This is a genomic window from uncultured Clostridium sp. (genome assembly GCF_963515715.1).
In the GTDB taxonomy this organism is placed as follows: Bacteria; Bacillota; Clostridia; order Clostridiales; family Clostridiaceae; genus Clostridium_AW.
The window spans coordinates 1-24,967 of record NZ_CAUPZS010000042.1; the positions used below are offsets into that span (position 1 = coordinate 1).

The window sequence follows — 24,967 nt, forward strand, 5'->3', positions numbered from 1 at the left end:
TGGATAAGAATACATTTAATCCTATTGTTCCAAGTATATCTGTACATGTTTGATTGATATGCCATTTTCCTGTTGATTCACCAACATTAAGAATTATAGCAGCTATAATCATTGAGTTAACGTAAGATGGTAAATTAATACCTACTTTTACAAATTGAGCCTCTAAAACAGCACCAACACCGATCGAAATTAATATTATAGTTAATGTTCTAAATAACTCTGAGTAATTAACTACTTCTTCTTTAGTAGCAGCTTGTAACTCTTGACTTTCATAAGCAGCAGCATTGGATTTTAATCCTTTACGTTCTATTAATCTCTTACCAACTGGTCCACCAAGTAATGATCCCATAACTAGTCCAAATGTAGCAGCTGCCATTGCGGTAGCAGTAGCTCCTACGAATCCATAATCCTTTTCGAATACTGGCCCTAGAGCGCCACCAGTACCATGTCCGCCTGTCATTGTAATAGATCCAGTTATTAATCCTAATAATGGATGTTGTCCAAGAGCTTTTGCTAGTGCAACTCCAAGGGCGTTTTGGAATACACATAGTAATGAAGCGATTGCCCAGAAGATAACAACTTGTAATCCACCTTTTTTAACAAGTTCTAAGCTTGCTCCCATACCTATAGATGTAAAAAATACCATCATAAATGGCTTTTGTAATGTAGTGTCAAGTACTAAACTTAATGTACCACTTTGATATAAGAATAAATTAAGAAAAGCGAAAATAAGTCCACCTACAACTGGTGAAGGAATACAGAATCTTTCTAAAATCTGTACCTTGCTTTTTACCCATGCACCAAAGTAGTAAACTACAACAGCTAGGGCTGTGGTTTGCATCATGTCCAATTTAATTTCCATAATAAGTCCACCTTTCAATAAAAAATTAAATATTAAATATTAAATAAGTATTGAAAACGTTATATTCAATACAACCCCATTATATAGAATTAAAATACAAAAATCAATTTAAAAATTAAAAAAAATGAATGTTTTTATAATTAAATTTCATTTTTCTGATAAAATTTAAAAATATTAAAATTAAAAAAAGAAATCGACAATATTTTTAAAACATTAAACTTATACTTAGGAGAATAAAGAAAATTAATTTAAAATTACGACAAAATTTTTAGTTGATTTTTTATTTTATATAATAAATTCAATTTATATTTAATCTAGAAAATAAACTTTATTAAATTAGCGATTAAGGATTGAAGAATAAAGTATTTAAGGAATTAAGTTTTTGTAGATTATATAAATGTTTTAGTTGATGTATTTGAAAAAATAATTAAAAAAGAAAGGGGTATCATATGGCTTTTATTATTTCGCTATTTTACACTTTCATAAATAAAATTTTTTAAAAATAATATGCTATTTAGCTGGTAAGATGTGAAATAAACCAGAATTTTTATAAAAGATAAATGAAATTTTCGATATGATACATTTCATTTGATAGAAAAATAAACAAACAATTAAATAACCTGGTATCAAAAATGGTGTTGATACCAGGTTATTTATATAGAATTTATATATTATTTACCGAACACATTTGCGAAAGTGGTTATAATAAGTGCATTCGTAAAGTCTATTAAGAATGCACCGACTATTGGTAGTACGAAGAATGCTCTTGGAGCAGCCCCATATCTTTCGGTTACAGCTGTCATATTAGCTATTCCGTTTGGAGTAGCTCCCATACCGAATCCGCAATGTCCAGCTGAAATTACAGCGGCGTCGAAATCTCTACCAACTAAGTTAAATGTTACGAAGTAAGCAAATAATGCCATTAATATCGTTTGAGCTATTAATATTATTAACATTGGTCCTGCAACTGCAGCAAGCTCCCAAAGCTTTAATCCAATTAAGGCCATGGATAAGAATACATTTAATCCTATTGTTCCAAGTATATCTGTACATGTTTTATTAATGTGCCATTTTCCAGTTGATTCACCAACATTAAGTATTATAGCAGCTATAATCATTGAGTTAACATAGGATGGTAAAGTTATACCTAACTTTACAAATTGAGCTTCTAAAACAGCACCAACACCGATTGAAACTAATATAAGTGTCAATGTTCTGAAAAATTCTGAGTAATTAACTTCTTCCTCTTTAACAGCGGCTTGTAAGTCTTGGTTTTCATAAGCGGCAGCATTGGATTTTAATCCTTTAGCTTCTATTAATCTCTTACCAAGTGGTCCACCTATTAATGAACCCATAACTAGTCCAAATGTAGCAGCTGCCATTGCGGTAGTGGTAGCACCTACGAATCCAAAATCCTTTTCAAAGGCTGGGCCGAAGGCACCACCAGTACCATGTCCACCTGTCATTGTAATAGATCCAGTTATTAATCCTAATAATGGATTCTGTCCAAGGACTTTAGCTAGTCCAACTCCAAGTGCGTTTTGGAATACACATAGTAATGAAGCAATTGCCCAGAAGATAACAACTTGTAATCCACCTTTTTTAACAAGTTCTAAGCTTGCTCCCATACCTATAGATGTAAAAAATACCATCATAAATGGCTTTTGTAATGTAGTGTCAAGTACTAAACTTAATGTACCACTTTGATATAAGAATAAATTAAGAAAAGCGAAAATAAGTCCACCTACAACTGGTGAAGGAATACAGAATCTTTCTAAAATCTGTACCTTGCTTTTTACCCATGCACCAAAGTAGTAAACTACAACAGCTAGGGCTGTGGTTTGCATCATGTCCAATTTAATTTCCATAATAAGTCCACCTTTCAATAAAAAATAAGTATTGAAAATGTCATTTTTAATACAAGCTAATTATATAAAATTACAATATAAAAATCAATCGAAAAATTAAAAAAAATGAAAGTTTTTATTATAAACTTTCATTTTCTGAATAAAATTTAAAAAAATTAAAAATATTAAAATAAAGAGATAAGTTATTTATTTTTTATTAATTTAATATGAAAAAATAAAAAAATAAATAGAAGTAGCTATCAAAAAAAGCACTGTAATACATAAATACCAGTTATTTGGAAGTGTTATATGATTTTTTTATTCTTTGACTATTTTACATTCGTATAAATAAGATTTGTTAAAAATAATATGCTATTTAGCTTGTGAGATGTGTTGTGAATAAAATTTTTATAACAGATAAATGAAATTTAAAATATATTATATTTCATTTAATGGGAAAAAACATACAGACCATTAAATAACCTGGTATCGGAAATGATATTGATACCAGGTTAATGATATAGAAATTACATATTATTTACCGAACACATTTGCGAAGCCGGTTATAATGAGGGCATTTGTAAAGTCTATTAAAAATGCACCGACTATTGGGAGTACAAAGAAGGCTCTTGGAGCTTCGCCATATCTTTCCACAATAGCCCTCATATTAGCAATACCGTTTGGAGTAGCTCCCATGCCAAATCCGCAGTGTCCAGCTGAAATTACAGCAGCATCGTAGTCTCTGCCAACAAGATTGAATGTTACAAAGGTTGCGAATAAAGCCATTACTACTGTTTGAACTGCTAAGATTAATAACATTGGTCCTGCAACTTCTGCAAGTTCCCAAAGTTTTAATCCAACTAAAGCCATGGATAAGAATACATTTAATCCTATTGTTCCGAGTATTTCCGTACAAGTTTGGTTGATGTGCCATTTACCAGTTGACTCACCGATGTTTAAAATTATAGATGATATAATCATTGCGTTAACGTAGGAAGGTAAAGTTATGCCTAATTTTACGAATTGTTTTTCTAAAATAGCACCAACACCTATAGAAACTAAGATTACAGTTAATGTTCTAAATAATTCTGGATAATTAACTTCTTCTTCTTTAACGGCAGCTTGTAAATCTTCGCTTTCATAAGCGGCAACGTTGGATTTTAATCCTTTCTTTTCGATTATTCTTCTTGCCACTGGTCCACCTATTAAAGAACCCATGATTAATCCAAAGGTAGCTGACGCCATTGCTGATGTAGTAGCTCCCGCAAATCCATATTTAGTTTCAAATAATGGACCAAAAACACCACCAGTAGCATGACCACCTGTCATAGTTACTGAACCAGCAATTAATCCTAATAATGGATTAGCTCCAACAGCTTTAGCTAGAGTTACACCGATGGCATTTTGGAATATTGCTAATACAGTAGCCACTAACCAGAAGATAATAACTTGTAATCCACCTTTTTTAACAAGTTCTAAACTTGCACCCATACCGATGGATGTAAAGAATACCATCATGAATGGTTTTTGTAGTGTAGTGTCAAGTACTAAACTTAATGCACCACTTTGTTTTAAAAATAAATTAAGAAAAGCAAAAATAAATCCGCCTACAACTGGTGATGGAATGCAGAATTTTTGTAAAAACTGTACTTTGCTTTTTACCCATGAACCGAAGTAGTAAACTACAACAGCTAGGGCTGTGGTTTGCATCATGTCTAATTTAATTTCCATAATAAGTCCACCTTTCAATAAAAATTAAGCATTGAAAACGTTATTTTCAATATAATTCCATTATATAGAATTATATTGAAAAAATCAATCAGAGAATTGAAAAAAATGAAGAGATTTCCATTAGAAAATTTCATTTTTCAGTTAATTTTAAGAAAATTAAAAATATTAAAATAAAGAAATATTTTATTTGTTTTTTATTAATTTAATATAAGAAAAAGAAAAAAATAATTTAAAATTGCGACAGAGTTTTTAGTTGATGCACTTGAGGAATGCTTAAAAACAGAGGGTTGCCATATGATTTTTATTCTTTGATTATTTTACCCTTGAATAAATAAAAAAGTCGAAGAATAATATGCTATTTAGCTGGTGAGATGTGTTATAAATAAAATTTTTATAATGAATAAATGAAATTTTAAATATGGCATATTTCAAAAAACAAAAAATAGATATAGGTAGTCCTCAAAAAAACATTATAATAGATGACTACCTTTTATTGAGAGTGTATTGAATTTTATTTTAAAACTTTTTCGCTAAATGAATTATTTACAATATCGCTAAACTTTGGTCTTTCAGGGATTAAGTCCTTTTTATATGATTGTATTATATCCATTAATCTATTTAAATCTTCTTCTTTTAAAATTGGATTTTCTGCATAGGCATTTATTTTTTTATAATTTTGAATTACATTAGTTATTACCTTTTCATCTGTACCTGGAAAGAAGGAAATTATCTCTTTTGATACTGTTTCATCACTGTTATTAAGAACCCATTGTTGGCCTTTATAAATAGCTTTCATGAAATTTGTAATGGTGTCTTCATTCGCTTTTACATAAGACTGGGTAGCGAAAAAACCTGTGTATGGAATAACGCCAGCAGATTCACCAATTGATGCAACTATGAATCCGGAATTGTCAATTTCAAGCATCGTTGCAGTTGGCTCGAATAGAGCGACATAATCACCTGTACCACTTTTGAAAGCGCCTGCTGTTGCAGTAAATGCTAAATTTGTGATTAAGTCTACATCTTTATTGGGATCAATTCCGTTATTTTTAAGTACGTATTCTAATGCCATTTCAGGTACTCCTCCGGGTCGTCCCCCTATTATTGTCTTACCTTTTAGATTTGCCCAATTAAAATCTTCTTCTTTATTTCGTCCTACTAAAAAAGATCCATCTCTTTGAGTAAGTTGACCGAATATAATAGGGTAGTCATCTTTTTTCTGATTGTATATATATATAACTTGTTCTAGACCAGCAAAACCTATATCTACGCTGCCACTAAGGACTTGTTGCATAGTTTTGTCTGCTCCTTGTCCTGTAGTTAATTCAATTTCAATTCCTTGTTCTTTAAAAAAGCCTTTATTTATTGCCACATATATAGGAGCATAAAAAGCAGAACGCACAACTTCATTTAAACGCACTTTTTCTAACTTCTGTACTTCTACTTTTTTACAAGATGCTAATGAGAGAGAAAAAATAATGAGTGTCAGGAATAGAGAGAGATTTTTTAAAAACCTTTTCTTCATTTTTACCTCCATATATTATTGATATAAATATTGTTTAATCTATATTATGTTTTAAAATATATAATGTGATAATATTAGAATAAAAAGTAAATGGAGTGTTAAGCTTGAAGAGGAGTTTCAAAAGGATATTCTTTATTTTAACTATAATAATTATTGCTTTTATATCTGGCCATGCTAATTATCATAAAAATAAAGTTGAAGAAGAGAGCGGTCACATGGTAATTAAAGTAGGTGGGGATTTAAATTTTCCACCTTTTGAATATATTGATGATAATGGTGTTTACACTGGATTTAATGTAGATATAACTAGGGCAATAGCCTTAAGAGGTGGGTTTGAAGTTGAATTTTATCCTATGAAATGGGAAGAGGCCTGTGAAAAATTAAAAAGTGGAGAAATAGATGTAATACAAGGTATGAAATATACTGTAGAAAGATCTAAGCAATATGATTTTTCTGAAGCATATCTTCAAAACTCCCAATCTATTTTTGTTATGGAGGATAATCATAAAATAATTTCATATGAAACTTTGAGAGGAAATACTGTAGCCATACAAAAAGGAGATATAGTTATTAATAATTTAAAAAGTTTGGAAAATGTAGGTGTTGTTTTTGTTAAGGATCAAGAAGAGGCTTTTAAGGAATTGATCGATGGTAAAGTGGATGCTATTATTTGTAATACTTTAGCAGGTGTAAGTTATTTAGATAAGTTAAAAGTGAGGAATAAAATAAAGCCCGTTGATATGCCTCTTAATTATACGGATTACTCCATGGTAGTGAAAAAAGGTGATAGTAAAGTTTTAAAACTTTTGAATAAAGGATTAAGAGAAATACAAAATAACGGCACCTACGAAATGATTTATAGAAAATGGTTTGGCAATACAAATAATTATACTAAATGGTATGTAAAAAGCATAATGAAAATAATTTTAATTGGTTCGACGATTTTTATTATAATAATTCTTTTATTTTATCTGTGGAATGATATGTTAAAGGATGAGGTTAAAAAACATACATATAAACTAGAAGAAGTAAATAAAAATTTGAAAAAAAAGAACGAACATATAAAGGAAGAAAAGGATTTCAGGGAATGGATATTAAATAGTATATTAAATGGTATTATTACTATAAACAATGAAGGTAAAATAACCTTTATAAATAATATTGCTTTAAAAATTTTAGATTTACAGCCAGAAGAAGTAATGGATAAATATATTTATGATACAGTGATTAAAGAAATCTTTCCTCAAGAGGGGAAGGGAAATGAAAGTGGAGTAAAGGAATATTATATAGAAGATAAAAAGATATATATAAATTACAATATAAATATATTAAATGAAAATAATCAATATTATAATGAAAGCATAATTAGTTTTAGAGATGTGACAGAAGAAAAGTTGATGCAAGAGACTATTAGAACTAAAGATAAAATGGAATCTTTAGGTACTTTGCTTTCAGGAATAGCTCATGAATTAAGAAATCCACTTACATCTATTAAAACATATGCAGAAATATTGCCCAGAAAATATGAAAATCCTAAGTTTAGAGAAATGATATCAATAGATATACCAAAGGAAATTGAAAGGTTGAATAATTTAATCAATGACCTATTAGAGTATTCAAGGCCAAGAAAGCCATTTAAAGAGTATGTTAACTTATATGATGTAATAGATAATTTATTAAGATTAATAAAGGATAAAATACATAAAGAAAATACGAAGATAAATTTGAATATTCATAAGGAAACTTATGTATTTATAGATAAAAATCATCTAAAACAAGTTCTAATTAATCTTATACTAAATGCTATAGAATGTATGGATAAGGAAGAAAGGGTCATAAATCTCTACTCTGATATTATAGAAGAGGGAATAATATTATACATATCTGATAATGGTCCAGGAATAGATGAAAAAGATATTGATAAAATTTACAATCCTTTTTATACTACGAAATCTAATGGTACAGGCTTAGGACTTTTTGTGAGTTATCAACTGTTAAAGGAAAATGGAGTAAATATTTATATAGAGAGCAGCAAAAATGTAGGTACTACATTTAAATTATATTTTAAAAATATGGGGGATGGTAGCAATGTATAAATTGCTTATTGTTGATGATGAAAATTCAATATGTACATCATTGAGTTTTGCATTAGAAGATAATTATAATATTTTTACCGCTAATAATGAAGAAATAGCCATAGAATTAGTGAAAAATAATGATATAAATATAGTTTTATTAGACTTAAGATTAGGTGAAAGTGACGGAATGGATGTATTGGGAAAGCTTAAAGAAATTAGATCGGAAATGGTTATAATAATTATGACGGCGTTTGGAAGTATAGAGTCTTCTGTAAAAGCTATGAAACTAGGTGCATTTTATTACATAACAAAGCCTATAAATATTGAAGAGTTATATTTGTTATTGACTAAAGGAGAAGAATATATAAATCTTAATAGTAAAATTAAATATTTAAGCGATCAAATTCATGAGGATGATAAATACAATATTATAGGAAATTCAAAAAAAATTAAAGTAGTATTTGACTTAATAGATAGAGTTAAGGATATAGATACGAATGTAATGATAACTGGGGAAAGCGGCACTGGAAAGGAATTGGTGGCTAGAGCGATTCATTTCCAGGGAAAACGAAAGGAAAAACCTTTCCATGTAATAAACTGTTCTGCTATTCCTGATAATTTATTAGAAAGTGAGTTGTTTGGATATAGAAAGGGAGCTTTTACAGGAGCTATGGAGGATAAAAAAGGAATTATTGAGCTTTCCCATGAAGGTACTCTTTTTTTAGATGAAATAGGGGATATGGATATTAATCTTCAAACTAAACTACTAAGAGTTGTACAAGATAAAGAAATAAGGCCCATAGGGTCTGCAAAAAGCATAAGTGTAGATGTTAGATTTGTTTCGGCTACCAATAAGGATGTGAAAGAAGAGGTGAAAAACAATAGATTTAGGCAGGATTTATTTTATAGATTAAATGTAATAAATATAAACCTTCCACCATTAAGGGAACGTAAAGAAGATATATCAAAGTTAGTAGAATATTTTATGAAAAAATGCAGTATAAGATTAGATAAAAATATAAAAGGAATAACGGCTAAGGCATTAGAACGGTTGGAGAAATATAATTTCTATGGTAATGTAAGAGAATTGCAAAACATCATAGAAAGGGCAATTGTCCTTACTGAAGGCAACTACATTAGAGAAGAAGATTTACCTGAAGAAATATTTAAAAGAGAAAATATCGCAAGAGAAGAAACGGATTTAATCCCTATATTTATTGGCGAAGATATAAAGAGCATTGAAAAAAAGGTTTTAGAATATACATTGAAAAAATTTCAGGGAAATAGAAGAAAGACCGCAGAGACATTGAAAATAGGAGAGAGAACTTTAAGGTATAAAATAAAAGAGTATGAACTCTAGGGAAATTGGGACTTTTTCTAAAATAAATCAAGAATTTCTAAATTTTGCTCAAGTGCATAGTACGCATTACATATCATTTTTAAGTTATATACAATAAATGAATGTTACTACATATTTAAAAAATCTATATTTGAGAATATATTTACAAAACACAAAAGAGCTAAGTATGTAGTGAAAAAGCGACTTTTTCCGGAGCGGCTTCACTACGTGCTTAGCTCTTTATTTGTAAAACTAAATTATTTTTGTAAAAACTTATAATTACAAAGCCAATTGGATATAATTAGTTTGGCGTCGCAATTTTTTCTCTAGCGTCTACAAAAATTGACGTCAAAAATTGTTATATATTAATCAAAAATTTCAGAATATATAAAAAACATAGACGCTTTAAAGACGAAGTCAGTATATAATAGAGCCATAAGGTAAACAAATATATAAGCGAATTAATAATTAATATAAATAGGGAGGAAGAATCATGATAAAAAATTTTGATATTTCAGAAGCAATGACAATTAAACTGGATGATTATTTGCCAGAAATGCCTAAGTTCGGAAAAGGCATAAGAAGAGCTCCAAACAGAGGATTCCATTTATCACAAGATCAAACAGAGGTAGCATTAAAAAATGCTTTACGTTATATCCCAGAAAAATATCATGAAGAGTTAATTCCGGAATTCTTAGAAGAATTAACAACTAAAGGAAGAATTTACGGATATAGATTTAGACCAGAAGGAAGACTTTATGGAAGACCAATTGATGAATATAAAGGAAACTGTGTTGAAGGTAAAGCCTTTCAAGTAATGATTGATAACAATTTAGATTTTGATGTAGCTTTATATCCATATGAGCTTGTTACTTACGGAGAAACAGGAAGTGTATGTCAAAACTGGATGCAATATAGATTGATAAAAAAATACTTAGAAGTAATAACTCAGGATCAGACTTTAGTAATTGAATCAGGGCATCCACTCGGACTATTCAAATCAAAACCAGATGCTCCAAGAGTAATAATTACAAATGCATTAATGATTGGTATGTTTGACAACTTAAAAGATTGGGAAATAGCTGAAGAAATGGGAGTTGCAAACTATGGTCAAATGACAGCTGGTGGATGGATGTATATAGGACCACAGGGTATCGTTCATGGAACATTCAACACTGTATTGAATGCAGGAAGATCAAAGCTTGGAATTCCTAATGATGGAGATTTAGGAGGAAAGATATTTGTAACATCAGGTCTTGGTGGAATGAGTGGAGCTCAGGGTAAAGCTTGTGAGATAGCAAATGGTGTTGCAATTGTTGCTGAAGTAGATAAATCAAGAGTTGATACAAGACTTGAGCAGGGATGGATAAAGAAATGGTCAGATAATGTAGAAGAAGTAGTTAAAATGGCTTTAGAATCAGCAGAGAAGAAAGAAGCTATGTCTATAGCTTACCATGGTAATATTGTAGATTTACTTAAATATATGGTAGATAATAATATTCATATTGACCTTCTTTCAGACCAAACTTCTTGTCATAATGTTTATGAAGGGGGATACTGCCCAGAGGGAATTACCTTTGAAGAAAGAACTAGACTTCTTGCAGAAGAACCAGAAAAATTCAGAGAATTAGTAGATGAAACTTTAAAACATCACTTCCAGGTAATTAAAACTTTAACTGAAAGAGGAGTATATTTCTTTGACTATGGTAACTCATTCATGAAAGCGATTTACGATGCGGGAGTTAAAGAAATTTCTAAGAATGGTATAGATGAAAAAGATGGATTTATTTGGCCATCATATGTTGAGGATATAATGGGACCACAGTTATTTGACTATGGATATGGACCATTTAGATGGGTATGCTTAAGTGGTAAACATGAAGACTTAGTTAAGACTGACCATGCGGCTATGGATGCTATAGATCCAAATAGAAGGTATCAAGATAGAGATAACTATAACTGGATAAAAGATGCTGAAAAGAATCAATTAGTTGTAGGAACTGAAGCTAGAATTCTTTATCAAGATGCTATGGGAAGAGTAAATATTGCACTTAAGTTTAATGATATGGTTAGAAAAGGTGAAGTTGGTCCAATAATGCTTGGTAGAGACCACCATGACGTATCTGGTACTGATTCACCATTTAGAGAAACTTCAAATATTAAAGATGGAAGTAATGTAATGGCTGATATGGCTGTTCAATGTTTCGCTGGTAATGCAGCTAGAGGTATGAGTTTGATAGCTTTACACAACGGTGGTGGAGTTGGTATTGGTAAATCAATTAACGGTGGATTTGGATTAGTGCTTGATGGAAGCCATAGAGTAGACGAAATAATTAAATCCTCAATGGCATGGGATGTTATGGGCGGTGTTGCTAGACGTTCTTGGGCAAGAAACAATAATTCAATAGAAACTGTAATTGAATACAACAACAATAATAAAGGAACAGACCACATAACAATTCCTTATTTAAGTGACGAAGAAATGGTTAAAAATGCTGTAGGGGAAATATTTAAAAGAATTAATAAATAAAAGGATTTAATGATTTTGCAGTATACAATGTCTGTATACTGCAAAATTATATACAAAATAAAATGCCTACCATGGTTACATGAAAGGTGGGACTTTTGTGGTAGATAAAGAGAAGATAATACAGTGTTTACCTAACTTCAGTGAAGGTAGGGATTTAGATAAAGTTGAAAAGATAGTAAATGCCTTTAGAAGAAAAGAAGGGGTAAAGCTTATAGACTATAATAACGATGTATATCTCAATAGAACCATGGTAATAGTGATGGGAAGGCCACAAAATGTAAAAAATGCTATGTTAGAAGCTATGGATATTGCTATAAAAATCATAGATATAAGAAAGCATAAGGGACAACATCCTAGAATGGGGGTAGTGGATGTAGTACCTTTTATTCCTATAAAGAATATGTCAATGTTGGAAGCGGTAAACTTATCAAGGGAATTTGCAAAAGATGCTGGGGAAAAGTTTAAGGTTCCTATATATTTGTATGAAAAATCTGCTATTAGGCCTAAACGTGAAAGTTTACTTCGTATAAGAGAAGGAGAATATGAAGGATTTGGCGAAAAGATAAATAGACCAGAGTGGGAACCTGATTTTGGACCAAGTGAATTAAATATAACCGCAGGAGTAACTGCTGTAGGTGCTAGGATGCCATATGTTTATTTAAATGTAAATTTAAATACAGATAATAAAAACATAGCAGATAGTATAGCTAAAAATATTAGGTTTAGTAGTGGGGGATTAAGGTTTTGTAGGGCTATAGGGGTAAATCTTTATAATAGTCAGCTGGCACAGATCCGTATCAACATAACAGATTATAATAAAATGTCTTTATACAAAATATTTGAAATGATAAAGATGGAAAGTAGGAGATTTGGAGTTAGTATAATGAATAGTGAAATAATAGGAACTATTCCAATGAGTGCATTAGTAGATAGTGCGTTATACTATCTTCAAGTAGAGGATTTTTCAATGGAACAGATCTTAGAAAATACATTTATGGAGTAGGTGATATTAATGAAAAAGGGAAATATGTTAATAAAAAATGCTCATGAATTAGTTACTTGTAGTGGAACTAAGGCTAAATTTGGTAAAGAAATGTCAGAAATTAATGTAATTTTAGACGGTGCAGTAGTTATTGAAAATGGAATAATTAAAGATATAGGAAAAACAGATGAAATATTAAAAAAATATGATGAATCTAATTATGAAGTTATTGATGCTAAAGGAAAATGTGTTCTACCGGGTTTTGTTGATTCCCACACTCATTTTATATTCGGTGGATATAGGGCTGAAGAGTTCTCATGGAGATTACGTGGAGACAGCTATATGGAAATTATGAATAGAGGCGGTGGTATAGTAAGTTCTGTTAGAGATACTAGAAATGCCTCAAAAGAAGAATTGGTAGATTTAGGTAGAAAAAGATTAGATTCAATGCTTGGTTTTGGAGTGACTACTGTAGAAGGAAAAAGTGGATACGGTTTAGATTATGAAACAGAGCTGAGACAATTAGAAGCTATGACGGAGCTTCAAAAGGATCATCCAGTAGACATTTGTAAGACTTTTATGGGAGCTCACGCTGTTCCGAATGAATACAAAGGAAGAACAGATGAATATATAGATTTTATGCTAGAGAAGGTATTACCAGAAGTAGCAAAAAATAATTTAGCAGATTTTTGTGATGTTTTCTGTGAAAAAGGAGTGTTCTCTGTAGAAGAATCAAGAAAGATTCTTTCAAAAGCTAAAGAATTAGGAATGAAATTAAAAATACATGCAGATGAAATAGTCCAGCTTGGAGGAGCTGAGCTAGCATCAGAATTAGGTACCATATCAGCGGATCATTTACTTCACGCTTCTGATAAGGGGATAAAGGATATGGCTGAAAAGGGAGTAGTAAGTACTCTTTTACCAACTACTGCCTTTTGTTTAAAAGAACCTTTTGCAAGAGCGAGAATAATGATAGATGGTGGGTGTGCTGTAGCCTTAGCAACAGATTTTAACCCAGGAAGTGGATTTACTAACTCAATACCATTAATGTTTGCATTAGCTACTATATATATGAATATGAGTATAGAAGAAGCAATTACTGCTATGACAATAAATGGAGCTGCTGCTGTAGACAGAGCGGATTCAGTTGGAAGCATTGATGTAGGTAAAAAAGGTGATGTAGTAATATTAGAATATCCATCATATAAATTTTTACCATACCATACTGGAGTTAATATAGTAGAAAGAGTTGTGAAAGATGGAGTTTTAGTTCATGAAAAGTAGTTAACCATTATCTTTATATATAAATTTAAATACCTTCGGTGACACACGGGTAAATCCACTTATTTTGACATAAAGTAAGTGGATTTATTTTTCTTATTGCTAATTTATACAAATTTTGAGTATAATTAACAGAGGAGGAATTGATAATGAGTAATAAAATTAATGAGGAAATATTAAAATCTTTTATTGATGTTAGCCCATACTTGTCTAGTTTGTTAGAAGATGAGGTTAGTTTTGCTCTTACTGATAAAGAAAAATTTATAGCTTTTTCTCCTAGTGAAAATATAAGGCCAGATATAAAGGTAGGAGATGTTATAAAAAGAGGAAGTTCTACTTATGATGCTATAAGGACAAGAAATACAGTAACAAAAATTATTGAAGAAGATATATTTAACTTTAAGCTAAAATCTATAGCAGTTCCAATTGAAAATGAGAATGGAGAGGTCATTGGTGTTGTTTCCATTGGAAAGAGCTTAAAGAAGCAAGAAAATATGTTAAATTTATCAAAAAATTTGTCGGAAGCATCAAGTCAAATTGCTGATGCAATTAATGAAGTTTCAGAGGGAGTTCAAAATACCGCTTCTTTAAACGAAGTTGTGTTAAAAGAAGCCGAAGAAGCTTTTGAAAAAACATTAAATAGTAATGAAATAATAAATTTTATTAAAGCTATAGAAAAACAAACTAATTTATTAGGATTAAATGCGTCAATAGAATCGGCAAGAGCTGGGGAGTTTGGTAAGAGTTTTTCTGTAGTAGCTTCTGAAATAAGAAAATTATCTAATTCAAGTAGTGAATCTATAACTAAAATAAATGATATAATTAATGAAATACAAGTATCCGTAAAAAATATTTCAGATAGTATAAAAAAAATAAATGGAACATTTCATAATCAGGCAGCGGCGTTAGAAGAAATTACAGCTTCAGTACAGGAGCTAAATTCTAATGCTGAAACTTTAGAACATATTTCATCACAATATTAAAGCTGAAATTAATAATATGATAAATATCTACTAAGGAGAAATTGATATGAGCTTTATGTCTGTATTTGAGATTGTTGGAACTATAGCTTTTGCCTTATCTGGATGCATGTTAGGTATTAAGAAACAAATGGATCTATTTGGTACAATAGTATTAGCTATTACTACGGCAGTAGGTGGTGGAGTGCTTAGAGATATTTTAATAGGAATTCACCCACCAGCGGCATTTGTGAATCCGTTTTTTGCCACAATCAGTATAATAACGGCAGTTATTGTATTTATATGCTATGATAGATTAAATAGACTAAATAATATTATACAAATATCAGATGCCATAGGATTAGGAGCTTTTGCAGCCATAGGTTGTAGTGTAGCAATAGAAAATAATTTTACAAGCACTTTTATTGTTGTATCCCTTGGACTATTTACGGGAGTTGGAGGGGGAATACTAAGAGATGTTTTTGCTCAAGAAATTCCTTTTGTCTTTAAAAAAGAAATATATGCTGTAGCTTGTATTGTAGGTGGATTATCTTTTGTAGCAGCTCGAGAATATTTTGGAAATGCTGTAGCTTTGTATGTATGTTTCTTTGTTACTTTTATAGTTAGAATCATATCTATTAAATGTAATTTACAACTTCCTAAAGCTAAAATGAGGATAAAACAAGAAAATTTAACAAAATAGTACTTATATATTATAATTAGTATATACTCACAAATAAAAAAGAATAAAGAGGGGATAAAAGTGACTGTAATTTATGCAAAATTATTTGGTACTCCTGTTATTAAAGTTAATGAAAAAGAAATAATTTTTCCATACAATAAGGTGAAGGCTTTATTTTATTATTTGTTAGTAAATAAAAAGGCTAGTAGAGATGAATTAGCAGGTTTATTGTGGACTGAAGAAGAAGAAGATATAGCTAAGAAAAATTTGAGGAATGCAATCTATAAAATAAAAAAATCTTTTGATGAAGAAGTAATTATATCTCCTAAAAAATCTATAGTCATGTTAAACCCACATATAGATATAAAATTAGATGTAGATATTTTTTTAAATGACAAAGATAAATGCATTGAAGCGTATTCAGGAGAATTTTTACAAGGATTTTTTGTTAAAAATGCAGAAGAATTTGAAGAGTGGGCTATTAAGACTAGAGAAAATCTTAAAGAAGAGTATATATCAAAATTATATGATAAAATATCAGAAGATATAAAAAATTCTATTGATGATAATATAGAAAGATATTCTAAGTTATTAATTAGTGTAGATGAATTTGATGAGAAGGCCTATAGGATATTAATGGACCATTATAAAAATACCAGAGGATATGGAAAAGCAATAGATACTTATAATAAGCTATCACAATTATTAGAAAAAGAATTAGGTATAACTCCCGATGAAGACACGCGAGAAATATTTAATGAAGTATTAGATATTATGAATGAGAGTCAAGGAGGTAAAAGCATTACTTCTACGGACTTCTTTTATGGTAGATGCAATGAATTGAGATTACTAGAAAACAACTACAAAAATTTTATTGGAGGAAATAATGGTAAATCAGCGATTATAACAGGAGAAGCTGGTATTGGCAAGAGTAGGCTAAAAGATAAGTTTATGGAGGATATAAATCCAGAAGAAGTATATATATTTGAAACTAGTTGCTATCAAGTAGAAAAAGAGTATTTTTTAAAACCTTGGAATGCCATTATTTCTAAAATATCAGATACTATAGTGAATGATAAAATTACAATTCCAACCGTATGGGAAAATATTATATCGAATATATTTCCGGAATTTCATAAGAAAGAAGGAAATGCAAATATAAAATTAATAGAAAATATTGAAACCCTTAAATATGAAATGATAGCGGATATTATTTCAGACATATTAAAGAAAATTACAGAAAAAAAGAAAGTTATATTTATATTTGAAGACATTCAATGGATGGATAATATGAGTTTATCCTTATTGAGTAGTGTTATGCTTCATCAATATAAAAATAATAGTATATTTATTGCTACTTGCAGAAATGAATATGATAGTAATGTGGATAAATTTATAACTACTATGAATAGTTATAATAAAATATTAGCTATAGATTTGCCTAGGTTTACCAGCGAAGAAGTTGAAGGATTTATTAAAAATGCTCTTCCAGAGTATCGCATTACGAGAGAAATGTTAAAGAAGATTTACGATGAAACTGAAGGGAATACTTTCTTTCTAAACGAGTATTTAAATATAATCAAGTCCAATGGAGATACAAATATTATGTCTGTTAAAACGCAAGATATATTGAAAAGTAGATTTCTATATATATCTGAGGAAGGTAAAAAAATATTAAATATAGCATCTCTTTTCTTTGATGAAGTATCCTTAAATATTCTAGAAAGTTTAACTGGTAAGGATCAATTAGAAATAATGGATATAATAGAAGAATTAGAAAATAAGTTTATTTTAAAAGAAATAAATAGCAATGATAAAATTAGCTTTAAATTTACTCATCAAAAATTAAGAGAATTTGTTTATATAAAGCAATCTGATGGTAGAAAAAAAATTCTACACAATAAAATAGGTGATTTACTAGAAAAAACATTGAGAAATGACAAAACAGATATAAATACTTATCATAAGCTCATATATCATTATTCTAATGGTGATAATGGAGCAAAAACATTAAATTATAAAATAAAAAGTTTAAATTACTATTTAAATTTTAGCCATGAACTCTTTCCTATACTTAGCAATACTGATGCAGAGTCCTATAAATACGCTTATTTTAGTAAACAACAAACTATAAAGCATTTAAAAGATGTTGAAAACTTACTAAAGGAAGTAAAAAAGAAAGAAGGAGCTACAGAGGAAGTAATTGAATTGGAAATAGCTTTTCTTCATATGAAAGGTAGATACTTAATAAGAGAAGGAGATTATGATCAAGGTACGGGATTTATAGGAGAGATGATAGAAAAATCATTAGAAATTAAAGATAGGGATTATGCTCTCGAAGGATATAAACAGATGATATATTTTTGTATACAGACTAACGATACTGAACTCATGATAAAATATGTTAACTCAGCATTAAATTTAGCAGTAGAGTGTAATTATCATAAGGAAATAGGTATATTACTGAGATTAAAAGGGCTATATAAAATAATGTGCGGAGAATATGAAGAAGCTGAAAAATTGCTTAATGAATCGATAAATATATTTAACGTAACAAAACAAGTGGCGGATAAATATTCTTTGAATATTGCAGCAGCTTATAATTATATAGGTGAAATAAGAAGATTTAATATGAAATTTTCAAAAGCTTTAAATTACTATGATAAAGCCATAGCTATTTGTGAAAACAAAAATGCTTTGACTAGTTTAGCGGTGTTTAATATAAATGCTGGCCAGGCTGCCTTTGATATGGGGGATTATCATAGAGCTAAAGATTATTTTGAGAAGGCTTATGGATTATACAACCAATTTGATTCTGTATGGAGACGTTCTATATTAGAAGCTTTTATGGCACTTTTAAATGTAAAACAAGGGCATTATAATGAAGCTTTACAGTATTTAAAGAATGCAGATTTACATTCTCAAAAAATCAAAAATCCTCATGAAATAGGTGTAGTATATAGGATTAAAGCTGAAATAAGGGTAGGTATGGAAAAAAATGAAGATTTAAATAAAGTATTTAGTAGATATTTAGATAAGGATATAAATTATTATTGTGATGAAGGTATTAAATTTTTAAAGGAAGCAAGAGACAATTATGAAATAGAAGTTATAGATATGCTTAGGAAGTCCTATGAAATATAATAAAATAATTCATATATTATTATTTAATATATAGTATAAAAAGTGGTTTGTATTTATAAGCCACTTTTTTACACTACATATGAATAAATAACTATATAAGTTAATAATATTATTAGTAAGCAAGGATGCGTTATTGTATGATTTATCATATCATCAAACTAAAGTGATAACAAATTAAAATAATAACATAATGCATTGATAACAGTTTAAATGTTTAGTGTGATAATTCGGAATAGTGTTGAAATTGAAGGATAAAAATGAACGAAAATAATAAAGGAGAAAATTCAAATATATACAATCTAACTTAGATGTTGAAAAAATAGACGTTTTATTGACGCTATGGCGAAGAAAATCAATATAAAGCATAAAATGTAATTAATAATCTAAAAAATAAAGGTGATTTTACATTATGTTACATTAATAGTGGAAAAAATGCTCTGCAATTTTAAATTTTTAAAACATTCAAAATAGACTCTTATTTGACGAAATTGTGATATAATTGAATTGTACAAAAGATAAATGATTCATGAAAGGAGGAGATGAAAAATTAAGCTTCATTTTGTTAAGGTAAATCCAGTGGAAAATATGACAGTATTTGTTTTAGACCAAGTTCCAAGGGATGCGCAAATGAATGTAGCAATAGAATTGATGAATTATAGTAGTATATATGCAGAACAAGTTGGATTTATTGAAAAGTCAGAATCATATAAAGAAAATAAATATCTAAGACTCCAAATGATGGGGGGAGAATTTTGCGGTAATGCAACAAGGGCTTTAGCAGCATTAGTAGTTTATAATGAATATCCTTATTTCGTTAAAGAAATGGATAGATACATAGTAGAGTTAGAGGTATCTGGAGCTGAAGATTTGATTCGCTGTGAAGTTTCTGAAACGGAAGATGACTATGCGTATATGTCTAAAGTGTACATGCCTTTACCAAAAGAAATTAAAGAATTTTCAATTATAGAAAATGATACCGTTTTCTCTGGTATAAAGGTGGAATTCTCAGGGATTACACATTTTATAGTGAACAGGAAAGAAATAAAGAATAGAGAATATTTCTTTAACTTATTAAAGAGTGAAATGGACAATAGCGATTATGACGCATTTGGAATCATGTACTATGATTATGATGAAAACTATCTAGAGCCACTAGTTTACGTAAAGGGTACTGATAGCCTTGTGGAAGAAAGAAGCTGCGCATCAGGAACATCAGCATTAGGCGCTGCTTTAGCCTACACAAAAAGATGTTCCATAGAAGAAAAAATTAAACAACCTGGCGGAGAGTTGCAAGTTATAGCTGATTGGAAAGAAAATAAAGTAATCCATATTTGCTTGGATGGTTTGGTAAAAATTGTAGCTGAAGGAAAAGTAAATGTAGACAATTTTAATGTTTAAATAAAAAAATAAAGGGGGAATAATAATGTTATTATTTAATCCAGTAGTAATTTCAGTTATAGTTATGGCAGCTTTATGTTTATTAAAACTAAATGTAATTTTAGCTATACTTGCAGCGGCGTTGACAGCGGGACTTGCATCAGGAATGCCTATACCAGAAACTATGTCGGTATTAATCGGAGGAATGGGAGGAAACTCTGAAACAGCATTAAGTTATATCTTATTAGGAGCACTAGCAGTTGCTATTAATAAGACGGGATTAGCTACTATATTGGCTAAAAAAATAGCCGGTGGAGTAAAAGGAAAAACAGTTGTATTTACATTGATAATAGCAGCTGTAGCTTGTTTTTCACAAAACCTTATACCAGTTCATATAGCCTTTATTCCAATATTAATTCCACCACTAATTCCATTGATGAATCAAATGAAGTTAGATAGAAGAGCTATGGCCTGTGCATTGACTTTTGGACTTAAAGCACCTTATGTTACTCTATCAGCTGGATTTGGACTTATTTTCCATAATATTATTAGAGACCAGATGATTCAAAACGGTGTTCCAATAACTACATCTGAAATCGGTGGAGTTATGTGGATTGGCGGATTAAGCATGTTAATAGGATTATTAATAGCAGTATTTGTTGTTTATAGAAAGCCAAGAGAATATAGCGAAAAAATTATAGAAGATTTTGAAAAAAGTGAAGATGTAAAAATGGGAACTAAACAGTATATGGGGTTATTAGGAGCAGCAGCAGCTTTCGTTGTTCAGATAATTACTAGTTCCTTACCATTAGGAGCATTAGCTGGATTACTTGTTATGATAGTTACAGGAGCTATAAAATATAAAGAAATAGACGAAATGATGGATGGCGGAATGAAAATAATGGGATTTATAGCTTTTGTAATGTTAGTAGCTGCTGGCTACGGACAAGTATTGAGAGAGACAGGAGCAGTTGAAGCCTTAGTAAATACTACGGCAGGAATGGTAGGAGGCAAACTTGGAGGAGCTTTCTTAATGTTAACTGTTGGATTGTTGATTACCATGGGAATAGGAACATCCTTTGGAACAATTCCAATACTTGCTGCAATATATTGTCCACTAGCTTTAAAACTTGGATTTAGCCCTGCTGCTATAGCATTGATGATAGGTATTGCAGGTGCTTTAGGAGATGCAGGTTCACCAGCTTCAGATAGTACCCTTGGACCTACATCAGGTTTAAATGTAGATGGTCAACATGATCATATTTGGGATACTTGTGTTCCAACATTCATATTCTTCAATATACCATTATTTATTGGTGGAATATTAGGAGCTTTAATGTTAGGATAAAATATTTTAATATACAAAAGATATAACATAATGTTATATAAATACTAAAGGGGGAATAGCCATGAAAGAAATAAAAGAAGTTATAATGACAGGAAATGATTTAACACTAGAGGAGATAGTTAATGTAGCAAGAAAGGGATGCAAAGTCTCCCTAAGTGAAGATGCTGTAAAAGGTGTAAAGAAATCAAGAAAAATAATCGATGATATTGTAGAAAATGAAAAAGTTGTTTATGGTGTAACTACTGGTTTTGGTGAGTTTTGCAATGTAAGTATATCTAAAGAAGATTGTAATACGTTACAGGAAAATCTTATACGCTCCCATGCTTGTGGATATGGCCCAAGTTTTTCTACAGATATTGTAAGAACAATAATGCTTACTAGAGCAAATGCATTAGCAAAAGGATATTCAGGAATAAAAATAGAAACATTAAACACTTTAGTAGAAATGTTGAATAAAGGAGTACATCCAATAATTCCTGAAAAAGGATCATTAGGAGCATCAGGAGATTTAGCACCACTTGCTCATATGGTTCTACCTATGTTAGGACTTGGAGAAGCTGAATACCAAGGAAAAATAATGTCAGGTAAAGAAGCTATGGAAAAGGCAGGAATTCCTACTATTATATTAGATGCTAAAGAAGGTTTAGCATTAATAAATGGTACTCAAGTACTAACATCAACTGGAGCTTTAGCAACTTATGATGCTATAGAATTATTAAAAGTTAGTGATATAGCAGCTGCATTGACTATAGAGGCTTTAAGAGGAATAACAGATGCTTTTGATGAAAGAATTCATGTAATAAGAGCACATGATGGACAGTTAGCTACTGCTAGAAATTTATTGAAATTAGTTGAAGGTAGTACTTATGTGACAAAACAAGGTGAATTAAGAGTACAGGATGCTTATTCTTTAAGATGCGTACCTCAAATTCATGGTGCTAGCAAAGATACAATTAATTATGTAAAATCAAAAGTTGAAATAGAAATAAATTCAGTAACAGATAATCCTATTATCACAAGAGAAGGAGATGTAATCTCCGGTGGTAACTTCCATGGAGAACCTATGGCGCAGCCATTCGACTTCTTAGGAATTGGTGCTTCAGAAATTGCTAACGTATCAGAAAGAAGACTTGAAAGACTTATAAATCCTCAATTAAATGATTTACCAGCTTTCCTTGCTAGACATGGTGGATTAAACTCAGGATTTATGATTACTCAATATGCGGCAGCAGCTTTAGTATCTGAAAACAAGGTACTTGCTCATCCTGCATCCGTAGACTCAATACCATCTTCAGCTAACCAAGAAGACTTAGTAAGTATGGGAACTATAGCTGCAAGAAAAGCTAGGGATATAATCCAAAATGCTACAAGAGTTGTAGCTACAGAATTGATGGCAGCTTGTCAGGCTATAGACTTTAGAGTTGATAAAGGCTTCGAATTAGGAAAGGGAACTGCAGAAGCTTATAAAGTAATAAGAGAAGCAGTAAACTTTATGGAATATGATACTGATATAGAAATGTACAAAGAATTAGATAAAGTTACAGAAGTAATTGTTAATGGAAAGATATTAGAAGAAGTTGAAAAGGTTGTAAACTTAGAACACTAATTATTAGAAAAACTGTAAAGCTTAATTAAGCTTTACAGTTTTTTTATTTTAATTAATTAATAAAAATAATTGACGCTATATTCGGAATAATGTTAATATTGAATAACAAAATAATAAAAAAGAAAATTTCAATGTATATATCCTAACTCAGATGATTTTAAAAAATAGACGTTTTATTGACGAAATGGCGAAAAAAGTAAATAAAAAGGAAAAAATGTCATTAATCATCTAGAAAATCGAGTTAATTTTACACGATATTACATAATTCAACATTACAAATGGGAAAAATGCTTTGAAAAATTAAATTTTTCAAACATTCAAAATAGACTTTCGATTGACGAAGATGTGATATCATTGAATTGCACAAAAGATAAATGATTTATGGGAGGAGATATGGAGAATATGGAAAATTAAGTTTCATTTTGTAAAGTGAATCCAGACGTTTAAATCAAAAAACAAAGGAGGAATAATAATGGTATTATTTAACCCAGTAGTAATTTCAGTTATAATTATGACAGCCTTATGTTTATTAAAATTAAATGTAATTCTAGCTATACTCATAGCCTCATTGGCAGCGGGGGTTGCAGCAGGGATTCCTGTATCAGAAACTATATCGGTGTTAATTGGAGGAATGGGAGGAAACTCTGAGACAGCTTTGAGTTATATTTTATTAGGAGCACTAGCAATTGCTATTAATAAAACAGGATTAGCAACTATATTAGCTAAAAAGATATCCGGTGCAGTTAAAGGAAAAGCAGTGGTATTTACATTAATAATAGCTGGTGTAGCTTGTTTTTCACAAAACCTTATACCAGTTCATATAGCCTTTATTCCAATTTTAATTCCACCACTAATTCCATTGATGAACAAAATGAAATTGGATAGAAGAGCTATGGCTTGTGCATTAACCTTTGGAGTTAAAGCGCCTTATATTACTCTATCAGTTGGATTCGGACTTATTTTCCACAATATTATTAGAGACCAGATGATTCAAAATGGTGTTCCAATAACTACATCTGAAATTGCCGGAGTTATGTGGATCGGCGGATTGAGTATGTTAATAGGATTGCTATTAGCAGTATTGGTTGTTTATAGAAAGCCAAGAGAATATAGCGAAGCTATAATAGAGAACTTTGAAAATGGTGAAGACCTAAAAATGGGAAATAAACAGTATATGGCATTATTAGGAGCAGCAGCAGCTTTTCTTGTTCAGATAACTACTAACTCTTTGCCATTAGGAGCATTAGCTGGATTGATTGTTATGCTAGCTACAGGAGCTATAAAATATAAAGAAATAGACGAAATGATGGATGGCGGAATGAAAATAATGGGATTTATAGCCTTCGTAATGCTGGTAGCTGCCGGTTACGGAGAGGTATTAAGAGAGACAGGAGCAGTTGAGTCTTTAGTAGCTGCTACAACGGGAATGGTAGGAGGAAAATTTGGAGGAGCTTTCTTAATGTTAGGTGTTGGATTATTGATTACTATGGGAATAGGAACATCCTTTGGAACAGTTCCAATACTTGCTGCAATTTATTGTCCACTAGCTTTAGAACTTGGATTTAGCCCAGCTGCAATTGCTTTACTAATAGGTATAGCAGGTGCTATAGGGGATGCAGGGTCACCAGCTTCAGATAGTACCCTTGGACCTACATCAGGTTTAAATGTAGATGGTC

16 protein-coding genes are annotated in these 24,967 nt (G+C 30.4%); 12 read left to right on the forward strand and 4 right to left on the reverse strand.

Translation table 11 applies throughout. The features are described 5' to 3' along the window. The 4 genes from RYO54_RS19025 to RYO54_RS19040 form a co-directional block, all read right to left on the reverse strand. A partial coding sequence (locus RYO54_RS19025; RefSeq protein WP_315122223.1) for a sodium/glutamate symporter occupies positions 1-862 on the reverse strand: 862 nt, incomplete at its 3' end. A gap of 671 nt (positions 863-1,533) precedes the next feature. Continuing rightward, complete coding sequence (gltS, locus tag RYO54_RS19030; protein WP_315122225.1) at positions 1,534-2,730, reverse strand: sodium/glutamate symporter; 1,197 nt, start codon at positions 2,728-2,730, stop codon at positions 1,534-1,536. A 513-nt stretch (positions 2,731-3,243) separates the two neighbouring features. After that, entirely contained in the window at positions 3,244-4,440 is a 1,197-nt protein-coding gene (gene gltS / locus RYO54_RS19035; RefSeq protein ID WP_315122227.1) for a sodium/glutamate symporter, read from the reverse strand. 511 nt (positions 4,441-4,951) lie between these two features. Beyond that, positions 4,952-5,965 carry an ABC transporter substrate-binding protein gene (locus RYO54_RS19040; protein WP_315122228.1) on the reverse strand — a complete coding sequence of 338 codons (1,014 nt, stop codon included), beginning with the start codon at positions 5,963-5,965 and terminating at the stop codon, positions 4,952-4,954. A gap of 104 nt (positions 5,966-6,069) precedes the next feature. On the opposite strand from RYO54_RS19040, the gene RYO54_RS19045 reads away from it, so the two are divergent. From RYO54_RS19045 to RYO54_RS19100, 12 genes are all read left to right on the forward strand, one after another. Then, entirely contained in the window at positions 6,070-8,061 is a 1,992-nt protein-coding gene (locus RYO54_RS19045) for a transporter substrate-binding domain-containing protein (protein WP_315122229.1), read from the forward strand. After that, positions 8,054-9,403 (forward strand): sigma-54 dependent transcriptional regulator, encoded by a 1,350-nt coding sequence (locus RYO54_RS19050; protein ID WP_315122230.1) that lies wholly within the window; start codon positions 8,054-8,056, stop codon positions 9,401-9,403. The genes RYO54_RS19045 and RYO54_RS19050 overlap by 8 nt, the downstream gene beginning before the upstream one ends. A 472-nt stretch (positions 9,404-9,875) precedes the next feature. Continuing rightward, positions 9,876-11,912 carry a urocanate hydratase gene (locus RYO54_RS19055; RefSeq protein WP_315122232.1) on the forward strand — a complete coding sequence of 679 codons (2,037 nt, stop codon included), beginning with the start codon at positions 9,876-9,878 and terminating at the stop codon, positions 11,910-11,912. 97 nt (positions 11,913-12,009) lie between these two features. After that, positions 12,010-12,915 carry a glutamate formimidoyltransferase gene (gene ftcD / locus RYO54_RS19060; protein WP_399549777.1) on the forward strand — a complete coding sequence of 302 codons (906 nt, stop codon included), beginning with the start codon at positions 12,010-12,012 and terminating at the stop codon, positions 12,913-12,915. 9 nt (positions 12,916-12,924) lie between these two features. Further along, on the forward strand, positions 12,925-14,178 hold the full coding sequence (gene hutI, locus RYO54_RS19065) for an imidazolonepropionase (protein WP_315122236.1): 1,254 nt from the start codon (positions 12,925-12,927) through the stop codon (positions 14,176-14,178). 146 nt (positions 14,179-14,324) lie between these two features. Further along, positions 14,325-15,158 carry a methyl-accepting chemotaxis protein gene (locus tag RYO54_RS19070; RefSeq protein WP_315122238.1) on the forward strand — a complete coding sequence of 278 codons (834 nt, stop codon included), beginning with the start codon at positions 14,325-14,327 and terminating at the stop codon, positions 15,156-15,158. A gap of 46 nt (positions 15,159-15,204) precedes the next feature. Further along, on the forward strand, positions 15,205-15,837 hold the full coding sequence (locus tag RYO54_RS19075; protein WP_315122239.1) for a trimeric intracellular cation channel family protein: 633 nt from the start codon (positions 15,205-15,207) through the stop codon (positions 15,835-15,837). Between the two features lie 60 nt (positions 15,838-15,897). Further along, a complete protein-coding gene (locus RYO54_RS19080) occupies positions 15,898-18,960 on the forward strand; it encodes an AAA family ATPase (protein ID WP_315122241.1) in 3,063 nt (1,020 codons plus the stop codon). 585 nt (positions 18,961-19,545) lie between these two features. Then, complete coding sequence (locus RYO54_RS19085) at positions 19,546-20,358, forward strand: diaminopimelate epimerase (protein WP_315122243.1); 813 nt, start codon at positions 19,546-19,548, stop codon at positions 20,356-20,358. A 25-nt stretch (positions 20,359-20,383) separates the two neighbouring features. Then, complete coding sequence (locus tag RYO54_RS19090) at positions 20,384-21,685, forward strand: Na+/H+ antiporter NhaC family protein (protein ID WP_315122245.1); 1,302 nt, start codon at positions 20,384-20,386, stop codon at positions 21,683-21,685. Between the two features lie 61 nt (positions 21,686-21,746). Further along, positions 21,747-23,291: a histidine ammonia-lyase gene (gene hutH, locus RYO54_RS19095; RefSeq protein ID WP_315122247.1), complete on the forward strand. Its 1,545-nt coding sequence runs from the start codon at positions 21,747-21,749 to the stop codon at positions 23,289-23,291. A gap of 472 nt (positions 23,292-23,763) precedes the next feature. Further along, positions 23,764-24,967 (forward strand): Na+/H+ antiporter NhaC family protein (locus RYO54_RS19100; protein WP_315122249.1); only part of this gene is annotated, 1,204 nt, incomplete at its 3' end.